12 protein-coding genes are annotated in these 12,088 nt (G+C 71.3%); 6 read left to right on the top strand and 6 right to left on the bottom strand.

Features of this window, described 5'->3' with window-relative positions:
* The first annotated feature begins 209 nt into the window (after positions 1-209).
* Complete coding sequence (locus ABZ463_RS21665) at positions 210-3,083, top strand: BTAD domain-containing putative transcriptional regulator (protein ID WP_352015975.1); 2,874 nt, start codon at positions 210-212, stop codon at positions 3,081-3,083.
* Between the two features lie 17 nt (positions 3,084-3,100).
* Here ABZ463_RS21665 and ABZ463_RS21660 read toward each other — a convergent pair whose 3' ends face one another.
* A complete protein-coding gene (locus tag ABZ463_RS21660) occupies positions 3,101-3,553 on the bottom strand; it encodes a helix-turn-helix domain-containing protein (RefSeq protein WP_362778321.1) in 453 nt (150 codons plus the stop codon).
* 84 nt (positions 3,554-3,637) lie between these two features.
* On the opposite strand from ABZ463_RS21660, the gene ABZ463_RS21655 reads away from it, so the two are divergent.
* On the top strand, positions 3,638-4,828 hold the full coding sequence (locus ABZ463_RS21655) for an MFS transporter (protein WP_362778319.1): 1,191 nt from the start codon (positions 3,638-3,640) through the stop codon (positions 4,826-4,828).
* Here ABZ463_RS21655 and ABZ463_RS21650 read toward each other — a convergent pair.
* Genes ABZ463_RS21650 through ABZ463_RS21635 form a run of 4 tightly spaced genes read right to left on the bottom strand, consistent with a single transcriptional unit; the run spans position 4,817 to position 6,844 of the window.
* Positions 4,817-5,263 (bottom strand): nuclear transport factor 2 family protein, encoded by a 447-nt coding sequence (locus tag ABZ463_RS21650; RefSeq protein ID WP_352015978.1) that lies wholly within the window; start codon positions 5,261-5,263, stop codon positions 4,817-4,819. The genes ABZ463_RS21655 and ABZ463_RS21650 overlap by 12 nt on opposite strands.
* A 13-nt stretch (positions 5,264-5,276) precedes the next feature.
* Positions 5,277-5,459 (bottom strand): ferredoxin, encoded by a 183-nt coding sequence (locus ABZ463_RS21645; RefSeq protein ID WP_352015979.1) that lies wholly within the window; start codon positions 5,457-5,459, stop codon positions 5,277-5,279.
* A gap of 25 nt (positions 5,460-5,484) precedes the next feature.
* Positions 5,485-6,381: a pyridoxamine 5'-phosphate oxidase family protein gene (locus ABZ463_RS21640; RefSeq protein ID WP_362778315.1), complete on the bottom strand. Its 897-nt coding sequence runs from the start codon at positions 6,379-6,381 to the stop codon at positions 5,485-5,487.
* Between the two features lie 10 nt (positions 6,382-6,391).
* On the bottom strand, positions 6,392-6,844 hold the full coding sequence (locus ABZ463_RS21635) for a VOC family protein (RefSeq protein WP_352015981.1): 453 nt from the start codon (positions 6,842-6,844) through the stop codon (positions 6,392-6,394).
* Between the two features lie 98 nt (positions 6,845-6,942).
* Here ABZ463_RS21635 and ABZ463_RS21630 point away from each other — a divergent pair, with 98 nt between their 5' ends.
* Together ABZ463_RS21630 and ABZ463_RS21625 are read left to right on the top strand one after the other, a co-directional pair.
* A complete protein-coding gene (locus ABZ463_RS21630; RefSeq protein ID WP_362778312.1) occupies positions 6,943-7,545 on the top strand; it encodes an ABATE domain-containing protein in 603 nt (200 codons plus the stop codon).
* A gap of 128 nt (positions 7,546-7,673) precedes the next feature.
* Positions 7,674-8,345 (top strand): DUF2306 domain-containing protein, encoded by a 672-nt coding sequence (locus ABZ463_RS21625; RefSeq protein WP_352015983.1) that lies wholly within the window; start codon positions 7,674-7,676, stop codon positions 8,343-8,345.
* Between the two features lie 216 nt (positions 8,346-8,561).
* Here the strand turns inward: ABZ463_RS21625 and ABZ463_RS21620 are convergent, their stop codons facing one another.
* Positions 8,562-9,194, bottom strand: a complete 633-nt coding sequence (locus tag ABZ463_RS21620) for a hypothetical protein (RefSeq protein WP_362778309.1) — start codon at positions 9,192-9,194, stop codon at positions 8,562-8,564.
* A 175-nt stretch (positions 9,195-9,369) separates the two neighbouring features.
* Here ABZ463_RS21620 and ABZ463_RS21615 point away from each other — a divergent pair, with 175 nt between their 5' ends.
* Together ABZ463_RS21615 and ABZ463_RS21610 are read left to right on the top strand one after the other, a co-directional pair.
* Positions 9,370-11,436, top strand: a complete 2,067-nt coding sequence (locus ABZ463_RS21615; RefSeq protein ID WP_362778307.1) for a histidine kinase — start codon at positions 9,370-9,372, stop codon at positions 11,434-11,436.
* Positions 11,426-12,079, top strand: coding sequence for a response regulator transcription factor (locus ABZ463_RS21610; protein ID WP_362778305.1), 654 nt, complete (start codon positions 11,426-11,428; stop codon positions 12,077-12,079). Before ABZ463_RS21615 ends, ABZ463_RS21610 begins: the two co-directional genes overlap by 11 nt.
* Positions 12,080-12,088: the final 9 nt, after the last annotated feature.

The following is a 12,088-nucleotide window of genomic DNA, read 5'->3' as shown; positions in this document are numbered from 1 at the left end:
GGCGCCTTCTTTTCGGTCCTGGGCCGTGGACGTGGAAGGGCACGCGGCGGTCGCCCTCGTTCCCCCCGCCACGCCGTCCAACTGGGAAGACTCATGCGCCGACCTTCGCCGGGACCGTGGGCCACCCGTGCGTACGGCAGGGAAGCAAGGTATAAATGCCAATATTCTGCGTAATTTAGGAACGGCGCATGGGAACGGTCGGTGTAGACGTGACGAGCTCCGATATCCGGTTCTCCGTTCTCGGTCCGCTGACCGTGACGCGGAAAGGCGTCGAACTGGATCTCGCCCCCCGGCTGAAGACCCTGCTCGCCACACTGCTCGTCGCCCAGGGCAAGGTCGTCTCCGTCGACCGCGTCATCGACGCCCTGTGGAACAAGGACGTCCCCAAAACCGCCGTCGCCACCATGCACTCCTACGTGACCAACCTCCGCCGGGCGATCGAGCCGGACCGGCCTCCCAGGGCGGTACACGGGATCGTGGACCGGCAGGGCCCCGGGTACGTGCTCCGCGCACGTCCGGAGTCGGTGGACGCCGAATGGTTCGTCTCACTCGCCGAACGCGGCGCCCGGGCGCTGGACAGCGATCCCGCGGCCGCGGTGGAGGACCTGTCGGCCGCGCTCTCCCTCTGGCGGGGCCCCGCCTACCTCGACCTGCGGGACAGCGAGGTGGTGGCGGCCGAGATCGCCCGGCTGGAGAGCGCCCGGCTTGAGGCCCGCCAAAACCATGCCTTCGCTCTGATCGCCGCCGGTGCGGCGACCTCGGCCGTCGTCGAGCTTGAGGCGCTGGTCCGCGAGGACTCCCTGGCCGAACGCGCCTGGGAACTGCTCGCGCTCGCCCTCTACCGGACCGGACGGCAGAGTGACGCGCTGGGCGCGCTGCGTACCGCCCGTGACCATCTGCTGGAGGAACTGGGAGTCGATCCCGGCCCCGCGCTGCGTGCCATGGAGTCCGCGATCCTGAACCAGGATTCGGCGCTGGACGAGAACGTTTCACCGTCGGACTCGCGTTCCGTCGTGACACGGCCGCTGCCGGACTCGACGCCGGGCATCCGGGTCCCCACACCGCTGACCAGGCTGATCGGCCGAGACGACGACGTGGCGGCCGTCGGGGACCTGCTCGGGGTTCATCGACTGGTGACGATCACCGGGCCCGGCGGGGCGGGCAAGACACGCACCGCGTTCGAGGCGGCCAGGCGGTACGGCTCGGGCGAGGGGCCGTGGGCGGTGCTCCTGGCCGACCTGACCGACCTGGCACTCCTGCCCAGCCTCGTCGGCGCCGCGATGGGGGCGCCGTTCGTCAGGGGCGCCGAGGAACTGATCACGATCATCGGTGACCGGGAGGTCCTGCTCGTCCTCGACAACTGCGAGCACCTGGTGGAGGGCGTGGCCGCCCTGGCCGAGATGGTGCTGTCGCGCTGCCCGCACCTGCGGCTGCTGGCCACGAGCCGGGAGGCGCTGGCGATCACGGGAGAGGTCACCTGGGAGATCCCGCCGCTGGACCCCGAAGGCCCCGGCGTCGAGCTGTTCGTCGAACGGGCCACGGCCCTGCGGCCGGGCTGGCAGCCCCGCCATTCGGAGCGGGAGCTCATGGCGGAGATCTGCCGCGACCTCGACGGACTGCCACTGGCGATCGAACTGGCCGCCGCGCAGACGCGCGTCCTGTCACTGGAACAGATCACCGACGGCCTCGCCGACCGGTTCGGCCTGCTCGCCACGACATCCCGTACGGCCCCGGCACGGCACCGCGACCTGGAAGCGGTGATCGAGTGGAGCGTCCGCCTTCTCACCGAGGACGAGCGGGAGCTCCTGGGCCGCCTCGCCCTCTTCGAGGGGGGATTCGACCTGGAGGCGGCCCAGTGGCTGACCGACCGGTCCCGGATACTGCCGAACCTGAGTGCCCTGATCTCCAAGTCGCTGGTCAGGTCCGAGACCGAGGGCACTCCCCGGCGCTACCGGATCCTGGAGACGATCAGGCAGTACGCGGGGCGCCTGCTGACCGGCGACGAGGCGGGCCGTTGGGCGGACCGGCATCTCGCCTGGGCGACGGAGCTGGCCGAGACGGCGAGCCGGCGGCTGAGGTCGCTCGACGCCGACACCTGGATGCGCCGACTCCAGCACGAACAGGCCAACATGCGGGCGGCGCTGGGCCACGCCATGGTCACGGGTGACGTCGACCGCGCCCTGCGGCTCGCCTGCGCCCTGTCGTGGTACTGGTATCGCACCGGGTACGCGCACGAGGGAATCAGCTGGCTGACCAGGACGCTCGACGCCGCCGGTCCCGATCACCAGGGGCGTGGGCAGGCACTGCTTGGCCGGGCGATGCTGCGCTACCTCGTGGGCGACGCCGTGGGCGGCAACAACGACGCCGTCCACGCCTCGGAGGCGGCGGAGCGGTCCGGTGAGATCGAGATCCTCGCCCGCAGCCTGCCGTACCGAGCCTACTTCCAGCAGCTCACCGGCGACTCGGCGCTGGCGCAGGAGCTGATCCAGGAGGCGGCCCGGCTTGTCCCGGCCGTCGGTCTGCCATGGGTCGAGGCGGAGATGATGATGATCCGCGGTCAGATCACCAGGGCGACGGGGAACTTCCCGCTCGCCGCCACACAGCTCATCCAGGCCGCGGACATCAGCGACCTGTGCGGGCACGACTGGGCGTCCGTCTCGGCGTGGTGGATCGCCGCGAAGGTGTCCATGGACCTGGGCGAAGCGGAGCGGGCGATCCGGCAGGCCGCGCACGCCGTCGTCCAGCTCGATCGGAGCCTCGACGTCACCAGCTGGCTGGCCGTCGTGCACGTGCTGGGCGGCGCGCTCGGCATGGCGGGGAGGGCGAAGGAGGGCGCCATGCTGCTCGGCGCGGTGCAGGCCATCGGCGGCCGGGTCGGTTACTCCCCCGAGATCATGGACCCGGTGGACGGTCGGCGTAACGTCGCCGCCGTACGCTCGGCGCTTCCTGAGGACGACTTCCGCCGGGCCCTCACCGCCGGTCAGGCTCTGAGCAGGGACGACGTGACGGCGATGGCCCGCGAGCTGGTCGGAGACGCCCAGGGAGACCGCGGAACACGGGCGACGCTCCCCGGCCACCGGTGAGCCGGTGACCGCCGGGCTCAGCCGGTCTTCCTGACGTGTGACGTTCCCGCCGAGAGCGGTGTGCCGTCCTGGCTGAGCGGACGGAGACGGGCGAGCTCCCGCCCACGTTCGTCGACGAGGACGGAGCGCGGCTCGTCCGGGGCGAAGGCGTGGCGCTCACCCCACTGGCGGAGGGCGACGACGGTCGTGAAGAGGTCCTGCCCGGCCTCGGTGAGCCGGTAGGTGTGCCGTCTGCCGTCGGTTGTGGCGCTCCGGTCGAGGATGCCGTACTCGACGAGCCTGCGGAGCCGGTCGGTGAGGATGTTGCGGGCGATCCCGAGCCGTCGGCGGAACTCGGTGAAGGTCGTCGCCCCGTCCATCGCGTCGCGGACGATCAGCAGGCTCCACCGGTCGCCCACCAGGTCGACGGTCCGTGCGACCGGGCAGGCCGGGTCTGTCCAGGCGTTTCCCGTAGCGGGTGTGACGTCCACCGGCCCCTCCATGATGAGTTGCAATCTGAAACCATTATGCCCCACTCTGGATAGGTTGCATTTTGAAACCTTTTGGGGGTCGGCATGTCGTCAGGACTGACCGGAAGGCAGCGGATGGTGCTCGCGCTGGTGTGCGCGGTGGCGGTGTCGGCCGTCTACGGCATCCAGCCCGTCCTTGAGGCCGCGGGCGAGGACCTCGGGCTCGGGGAAGGGGCGTTGGGCCGGCTGGCCGCCGCCGGGCAGATCGGCTACCTCGCGGGACTGGTGCTGCTGGTCCCGCTCGGTGACCTGTTCGACCGCCGCGGCCTCATCGCCGCGCACATGCTGCTCACGGCGGTGGGCGCCGGGGTGGCCGCGACCGCGCCCAACGGCGGCGTCGCGATCGCGGGACTGGCCCTGGCCGGGCTGTTCGCCGTGGTCGTCCAGACCACGGTGGCCTACGTCGCCGCCGTCTCACCGGCCGGTGAACGTGGCCGCGACATCGGGACGGTCACCTCGGGCGTGGTCGTCGGGATCCTCGGCGTGCGCGTGCTCTCGGGCACGCTGGGCGAGCTGGCCGACTGGCGTACGGCCTACCTCGTGATCGCGGGGCTCTGTGTGACGCTCGCGTTCGCCGTCCGGCTCACCCTCGGGGCCGAGACCCGCCGCCCCCGGGTCCGGTACGGCCCGCTGCTCGCGTCGCTGGGGCGGCTGGTCGTCGGCGACCGGCTCCTGCTCAGCCGTGGACTGGTCGCGTTCTTCCTGTTCGCCTCCTTCGGCACGCTGTGGAGCGGGCTGGCGCTCCCGCTCGGTGCCGCGCCGTGGCGTCTCGGCACCACCGAGATCGGCCTGTTCGGGCTCGCGGGCCTCGCCGGGGCGCTGGGTGCGGCCAGGACCGGCCGATGGGCCGACCGGGGCCTGGCGTCCTCGGTCACCGGCTGGTCGCTGGCCCTGCTCACCGCCTCCTGGCTGCTGATCGCCCAGGCGGGGACGTCGCTGTGGCTGCTGGTCGTCGGCGTCGTCGTCCTGGACTTCGCCGTACAGGCCGTGCACGTCAGCAGCCAGCACCTGCTCACCACCGCCCACCCTGACCGCAGCAGCGGCGTCATCGGCGCCTACATGGTCTTCTACTCCCTCGGCTCCGCGCTCGGCGCGGTCACCACGACCTGGGCCCACAGCGTCGCGGGATGGCCGGCCGCGAGCCTGTTCGGTGCCGGCTACGCCGTGCTCGGACTCCTCACCGCCCTCTCGACCCGGCGTCTCACCACCCCGGCGCGAGCGCGGTCAACGCCATAGGTCCTGTTCGCCGGGCCGGCGCGGACCGAGGATACGTCGCTGGTCCGCGGTGATCCGAAGGTCGTTGACGCTCGCCTCGCGTCGTCGCATCAGTCCTTCGGCGTCGAACTCCCAGAGCTCGTTGCCGTGGCTGCGCCACCACTGTCCGTCGGCGTCGTGCCATTCGTACTGGAACCGTACGGCGATCCGGTCGCCGGTGAACGCCCAGAGCTCCTTGCGGAGCGCGTAGCCGAGTTCCTTCGCCCACTTGCGGGTCAGGAAGGCGATGATCTCATCCCGGCCGGTGACGAACTCGTCGCGGTTACGCCAGACCGAGCCGGGTGTGTAGGCGAGTGCCACGCGCCGTGGGTCGCGGGTGTTCCAGGCGTCCTCCGCGGCCTGGACCTTGGCGCGGGCGGTCTCTGAGGTGAAGGGCGGGACGGGTGGACGGGTCATGAGTACTCCCTGATCAGAGGATTATGGCCTGCACGGGGCAGGCGCGGGCCGCCTGCTCAACGGCGGGCCACGACGCGTCGGCGGGTGCGGCGTCGTACACCAGTTCGTCGTTGTCGTCGAGGGTGAACACCTCCGGGGCGGCGAACACGCACTGGGCGTGGGTCTGACACAGGGTCATGTCGACACGGACGCGCATGGTTCTCCTTCAGCGGTGAGAGGTCTCAGGCGGGGTTGAAACGGGAGTGTCCGCCGAAGGACCACCGCTGGGGGAGACCACCGGTGATCTCGACGGCTCGCTCGACGTCGAAATCGATCAGCCGTTGCGCACCCGGTACGGCGGTCGCACGGTCAGGGTCCCAGTCGACCCGGGCCCGGCCCGTCAGATGCAGGGTCCTGCCGTTCTCCCAGTTGGGGAACAGCAGCCCGCAGCGTGGTTCGAGTTCGAGGTTGCCCAACGTCATGTACATTGAGTTGCCGACATAGTCGGGCCAGGTCAGCCGACGGCCGCCGGTCACCGTGACGAAGCCGGGGTTGCCGCCGCGATGCGACGCGTCGGCCCCCAGCCCCGCCGCGTACGTGCCGACGAAGAACGTGTCGGCCGCGGCGATCCACCGCTGCTGCCCGGCGGTGAGCTCCTCGGTGACGAGCGCTGTCCCGCGCGCCGGGAACGAGTCTTCGACATAGGTGCGGGTTTGTAGGTATTTCGGGCAGTTGGAGTACACCTGCTCGGTGTGTATCAGGAGCCGGTCCCCGTGCCGGCGGCCCCGGCCGTTGACGCGCATCCGTCTCCGGGTGGCGGGCTCGATCGCTAGCATCCCCACCTGCCGCCCGGTGCCGGGAAGGCCGTCGAAGAGGCCTTCGAGGGGATCGCCGGTCCCGGGCAACCGGTCGACCGCGACGGTGCGGTCGTCGGCGGCGGTGGTGAATCCGGGCGGGCCGGTGAGCATCGTGACCCATGCCGCGCCTGTCCCGTCGGGGGCCGCGAGCACCACCAGACGCTGCAGACCGAGGAACTCCGCGGCCACCGGCGGGATGCTCGTCCCCACACCGGCGGACCCCCAGCCGTCGGCGGTCACCCCGGCGTGGCGCTGCACCACGTGTTCGCCTTGGTGGAACATGGCGATCCTCCTAGAAGAAACCGCAGGTCGGTGCGCCCTGGGTGGGCGCCGGCGCGGTGTCGGCGCCGCTCGGCGCGTAGATCTCCAGGCGGATGCCGTCCGGATCGGTGAAGAACACACCGCCGGAGGACGCCCCCTCGCCGTGCGGGACGATCCCGTCGTGGACCGGCCGCACGCCGAGCTCGCGCAGGGTGGCCTCGGCACGACGGACGGCCTCGATGTCGGGCACCTGGAACGACAGGTGGTGCAGGCCGGGCCGGTCGACGGGGAAGACGCCGCCGCTCTGCTGCCACAAGGTGACCATCAGGGTTCCCTCGCGGCCGAGGAAGGCGAATCTGCGCTCGCCGTCACTCCGCTCGTCCAGGACCTCGAAGTCGAAGACCTGACGGTAGAAGGCGACGGAGCGCGTCAGGTCGGTCACGTTCAGGCCGACGTGCCCGGTTCGCAGGGCCGGTGTGCTCATGGGATGCCTCCAGCTTTTCTAACGGTTCAATTCCTCTGACGCCATTAGAATATGCCCGGTGTCTCTAACGCTGTCAACCGGGATGTACCGTTAGAAGGGTGAAAGTGGCAGACCTCGTGAGCGGTGGCGCTCCGCTCCTCGGCGAACCGCCGCCCGTCGAGCTGGGCAACACCGCGTACGCCGTGAGAGGCCGTCCCAAGGACGGTCTGCGAAGCGTCGAGCACCTGGGCGCGTGGCTGCGCGACATGCGCCCGCGCCTCGCGGTCGACCTCACCGACGCCGACATCCACGGCGTGACCGACCGTGACCTGTGCCTGGCCAGGGAGCTGAGGGACGTCATCGGGGCACTCTCCGCCGCGACCGTGGACGGCCGCGACCTTGATCCGGACGCGGTCGCGACCCTCAACCGGCACGCGGGCCGGACCCCCCGCTGGCGTGAGCTGCGCACCGCTCCCGAGCCGCACACGGTGGTGCGCTTCGAGGGCCGTCCCGTCGCCGCCGTGTTCGCCGCGCTGGCCGAGGAGGCCGCCGACCTGTTCGCTGGGCCGTCGCGCCGTCAACTTCGCGCCTGCCACGGTCCGGGCTGTGTCCTGCACTTCGTCCGCGACACCCCGCGGCGCGAGTGGTGCTCACCCGGCTGCGGCAACCGGGCGCGAGCGGCCCGGCACTACGCCAGGGTCCGGAAGGGGGACGACGACTGATCGGCGTGCGAGGGCCCTCCACGCCGCCGGTTCAGCCGAAAGTACGCCCGATCCCCGGACGATCGGCCGACTCGAATCCGGCCTTTCTTGCGATGAGTTGATATAGGCGAAAAAGTCACGATCCCCTCATGACCGAGAGCAGCGTGAGGGGCGCCAGGCCCCAGAAGATCCAGAAGGCCCGGCGGGGCTCCAGGGTCCCCGGATGGGTGGGGCCGACCGGCCTGATCGCGCTCAGCGTGATCCCGGTGGTCGCCGGTGCGCTCCGGCTGGGAGAGGTGGCGGGAGGCGCGGCGGTCACCCCCGCCAACGCGCGGTTCCTCGCGACGCCGCTCCCCGTGGTGCTGCACATCATCGGGGCGTCCGTCTACGGCATCGTGGGCGCCTTCCAGTTCGCGGGGGAGTTCCGGCGCCGGAGGCCGGGCTGGCACCGTACGGCAGGCCGGGTCCTCGTCGGGTGCGGACTCGTCGCCGCGCTCTCCGGCCTGTGGATGACCGTGTTCTACCCTCGCCCACCGGGCGACGGCGACCTCCTGGCGCTGTTCCGGCTCGTGTTCGGCACGGCGATGACGGTCTCCCTGGTGCTCGGCCTCGCCGCCGTCCTGCGGAGGGACCTCCGCCGCCACCGCGCCTGGATGATCCGCGGCTACGCGATCGGCGTGGCCGCGGGCACCCAGGCGTTCACCCAGCTCCCCTGGATGCTCCTCGTCGGCCCCCTCGACGAGATCCCCAGGGCCCTGCTCGTGGGCGCCGGATGGGTCATCAACCTCGCCGTGGCCGAGTGGATCATCCGCAGGCCCTAGGACCTGTTTTGTGGATCTTTCCGCCTACTGCGGTCGTCCAGGCGGCCCCCCGCCGCGTTGTCGCCCCACCCCACGAAAACGCTCCGCAGGCTCCGCGTTTGCCGCGGGGGCCCGGGGAGAATCTGTCGCCCATAACTCCGTTATGAGCTCCTCCTCCGCCTTGCGGGGCATCCACCTGGACGATCCTCGCCACGGCGAAGATCCACAAAACAGGCCCTAGCCACGCTCACGCGGGGTGACGGTCAGCTCCGGACTCCGGGCGAGCAGCAGTCCCAGCGTGGCGTACCCGGCGACCAGGTGACCGGCGCCGATCCATCGTCCGACGGGCTCGCCCAGCAGCCAGAGCGACGGGATGGCCACGAACGCCCAGCTCTCCGCGACCAGAGGCCACCACCGCAGCACTCCCCGCCACCGTCCGGCGAACGCGAGCCTCACCCCGATCGTGAACATGCCCAGCATCGACAGCGGCCAGAAGACGTCGAGTACGGCCAGCCATGTGGCGCCGCGCGTCTCGACGGGCAGGATCCCGTGCAGCAGCGACCACAGGCAGGCCGGGACGAGCAGCACCGTCTCGACCCTGAGCAGGATCACGGAGGCGCGCGAGGTCCCGGTCGCCCGGGTCCGCAGCTGCGCCGTGACCAGCGCGAACAGGCCGATCTGGAAGAGCAGCGCGGTCAGGTCGTTGATCCGCGAACCCGGCCCGTCACCGTGGGGGCCGAACAGGACGTTGCTCACCACCCAGGGCAGCGTGCAGACCGTCAGCCCGAGCCCGAGGTTGCGGATCGTGTCACGGTGCCCGGCGGGCGGGGAGCCGACGGCCCTCGCATCCATACGCCCCTGCGCATCCATCGTCGGTCGGCTCCTTTCCACGAGGGCCGCCGGTGCGCCGCCCGGCCTCCACGATCGGCGTCCTCGGCCCCGGCTGAGCAGAGCCGGCCGTCCCGATCCCGGCCCTCGAAGTTCCCGATCCCGGCGGGACGGCAGTCTCGCGACAATCGGGACACTCTTGGTGAGAATGCATTTCGTGAAGAACGTGACCCCACGTGGTCCGACGGCGACACGCAGATCCCTCCTGGTGGCCGTACCGGCCGTCGCCGTCGCGCTGGCCGTCGGCGCGGTGGTTCTGGACGTCCTGAACCGGGGGGTGAAGGCACCGAGCGGCATCGACCCGGGCTGGACGTTGGCCCTGACCGGCCTCGCGCAGGTGCTCCCCGGTGTTCTCCTGCTCCGGCGGCTGCCCCGGCACTCGGTCGCCTGGGTGCTGACCGTCTCCGGCCTCGTCTGGGTCCTGGACGGCTTCGCCGCGGCCTGGACCACGTACGCGGTCCACGTGTCGCCGGGCACGCCGGGCGCGTCGGCCGCCCACTGGTTCTACGCCCGGTTCGGCGCGACGTTGCTGCTCGGCCTGCCGCTGCTGATCCTGGTGTTCCCCGACGGGCGCCTGCCGAAGGACAGGCTGTGGCGCTGGCTGTCCGTCGTCAGCCTCGCGCTGACCGCGCTGCTGCCGACGGTGATGATGGTGGTGCCGCAGGCCGTCCTGACGCGCTACCTCGCCACGCCGCTGCCTCCCGAGATCGCGCGGATCGCGTCCGACCCGTTCGGCGTCGACCTGCCGTACGGCTTCTGGCATCCGGCCCTGAAGATCGCCTACACCGGGATCGTGGTGAGCCTGGTGGTGCCGTTCGCGGTCATGGTGCGCCGCTACCGCGCCGCCGACCCCGACCGGCGGGCCCAGATCCGCTGGCTGATGTGGGCCGCGCTGGTGGACATGTTCGTGCTGCTGCTGGGGTACATGCTGCCGCCGGAGCTCTCCGGGGCCACGCTCGGCCTCGCGATCGCGCTCACCTCCTCCGCCGTGGTGGTCGCGGTGACCAAGTACCGGCTGTACGGCATCGACCGGTTGCTCTCGGCGACGGCCCTGTACGGCATGCTCGCCGCACTGGTGATCCTGGTCGACATCGCCGTGTTCACCGTCGTCGGCACCGTGATCGACGAACGCAACGCCGCGCTCGCCGCCCTCGTGATCGTCGCGGCGGTCTACATGCCGCTGCGGACCTGGCTGATGCGGGTGGTCCGCGTGCTGGTGCGCGGGTCGCGGGAGGACCCGTACGCGACGGTCTCGACGCTGGCGAAGCGGCTCGAACTGGCCACCGACCCGCGGGAGCAGCTGGTCGCGGTGGCACGGACGCTGGCCGAGGCGTTCCGGCTGTCCTACGTGCGGGTGGAGATCGAACGCCCGGGGGGAGAACGCTCCGTGGTGGAGTACGGGTCACCGCGCGGGCCGTCGCTCTCACTGCCGGTCGCGTACCGCTCCGAGCTGGTCGGGCGGCTGGTGCTGTGCCGGACCGACCTGACCGAACGGGACCAGCGGCTCCTGGGCGACCTGGTACGGCAGGCGGCCGCGGCGGCACGCGCCTCTGAACTCAGCACCGACCTGCAGCGCATCCGCGCCCAGCTCGTGGTCGCCCGTGAGGAGGAACGTCGCAGGCTGCGACGCGACCTGCACGACGGGCTGGGACCGAACCTCGGCGCGGTGGCGTTGCGGATCGAGACCGCCAGGAACCTGACCCGCACGTCACCCGGCGAGGCCGAGCGCATCCTCGACCGGACGGCCGCCGAGGTCGCCACGATCGTGGCGGACATCCGGCGCATAGTGCACGACCTGCGTCCACCGGCACTCGACGAGCTGGGCCTGATCCAGGCGGTCCGGCAGCAGGTGGACCGCTTCCGTCCGAGTGGCCTTGAGGTCGTCGTCACCGGCGGCGGGGCGCTCGGCGCGCTGCCCGCCGCGGTGGAGGTGGCGGCGTACCGGATCGTGTCGGAGGCGCTGACGAACGTCGTCCGGCACGCGGGCGCCTCGCGCTGCGACATCGCCCTGAGCGTGCACGAGGGGGTCCTCGACGTCCTGGTGCGCGACGACGGCGCGGGAATCGGGGCGGACGTCACAGCCGGTGTGGGGATGTCCTCACTGCGGGAACGGGCCGCCGAACTCGGCGGCGACTGCGAGATCACCCGCCTGGCCGACGGCGGAACGCTGGTCCGTGCGAGACTTCCGCTGGAACAGGTGGTGGAGGTGGAGGGTGTCCCATGAAGCGATCCGGGTGTTCCTCGCCGACGACCACCCGGTGTACCGCGAAGGCCTGGCGGCGCTGCTGAGCTCGATGTCCGGCATCGAGGTGGTGGGCATGGCCGGTACCGGGCTGGAGGCGGTCGAACTGGCCACGGAGACACAGCCGGACGTGGTGGTCATGGACGTCAGGATGCCGGGACTGGACGGGATCGAGGCGACCCGGCGGATCTCCGCGCACAGCCCGCACATCGCGGTGGTCGTGCTGACGATGTCGGAGGAGGACGCCACCCTGTTCGCCGCGATGCGGGCCGGGGCACGCGGCTACCTGCTGAAGGGCGCCAACCAGGCCGAGATCGGGCGCGCGATCACCGCGGTCGCCAACGGTGAGGCGATCTTCGGTCCCGCGGTCGCGCGCCGTGTGGCGGCGTTCCTCACCAACGGGCCGACGGCGTCGGGTGATCACGTGTTCCCGCAGCTCACGCCACGCGAACGGGAGGTCCTGTCGCTGCTCGCCGCGGGAAGGTCGAACGCGCAGATCGCCTCCACGCTGTTCCTGTCGCAGAAGACCGTGCGTAACAACGTCTCGAACATCTTCGCCAAGCTGCACGTCGCCGACCGGGCCGAGGCGATCATCCGAGCCCGCGACGCCGGCCTCGGCCACTGACCTTCCCGG

The sequence above is a fragment of the Streptosporangium sp. NPDC020145 genome, from assembly GCF_040631275.1.
Lineage (GTDB): Bacteria > Actinomycetota > Actinomycetes > Streptosporangiales > Streptosporangiaceae > Streptosporangium.
This window is presented reverse-complemented; position numbering and strand designations above follow the sequence as displayed.

Excerpts from the sequence above, each read along its gene's own strand:
- ABZ463_RS21655 (WP_362778319.1), top strand. The coding sequence starts at position 3,638 with ATGTCGTCAGGACTGACCGGAAGGCAGCGGATGGTGCTCGCGCTGGTG.
- ABZ463_RS21650 (WP_352015978.1), bottom strand. The coding sequence starts at position 5,263 with ATGACCCGTCCACCCGTCCCGCCCTTCACCTCAGAGACCGCCCGCGCC.
- ABZ463_RS21645 (WP_352015979.1), bottom strand. The coding sequence starts at position 5,459 with ATGCGCGTCCGTGTCGACATGACCCTGTGTCAGACCCACGCCCAGTGC.
- ABZ463_RS21640 (WP_362778315.1), bottom strand. The coding sequence starts at position 6,381 with ATGTTCCACCAAGGCGAACACGTGGTGCAGCGCCACGCCGGGGTGACC.
- ABZ463_RS21635 (WP_352015981.1), bottom strand. The coding sequence starts at position 6,844 with ATGAGCACACCGGCCCTGCGAACCGGGCACGTCGGCCTGAACGTGACC.
- ABZ463_RS21625 (WP_352015983.1), top strand. The coding sequence starts at position 7,674 with ATGACCGAGAGCAGCGTGAGGGGCGCCAGGCCCCAGAAGATCCAGAAG.
- ABZ463_RS21620 (WP_362778309.1), bottom strand. The coding sequence starts at position 9,194 with ATGGATGCGCAGGGGCGTATGGATGCGAGGGCCGTCGGCTCCCCGCCC.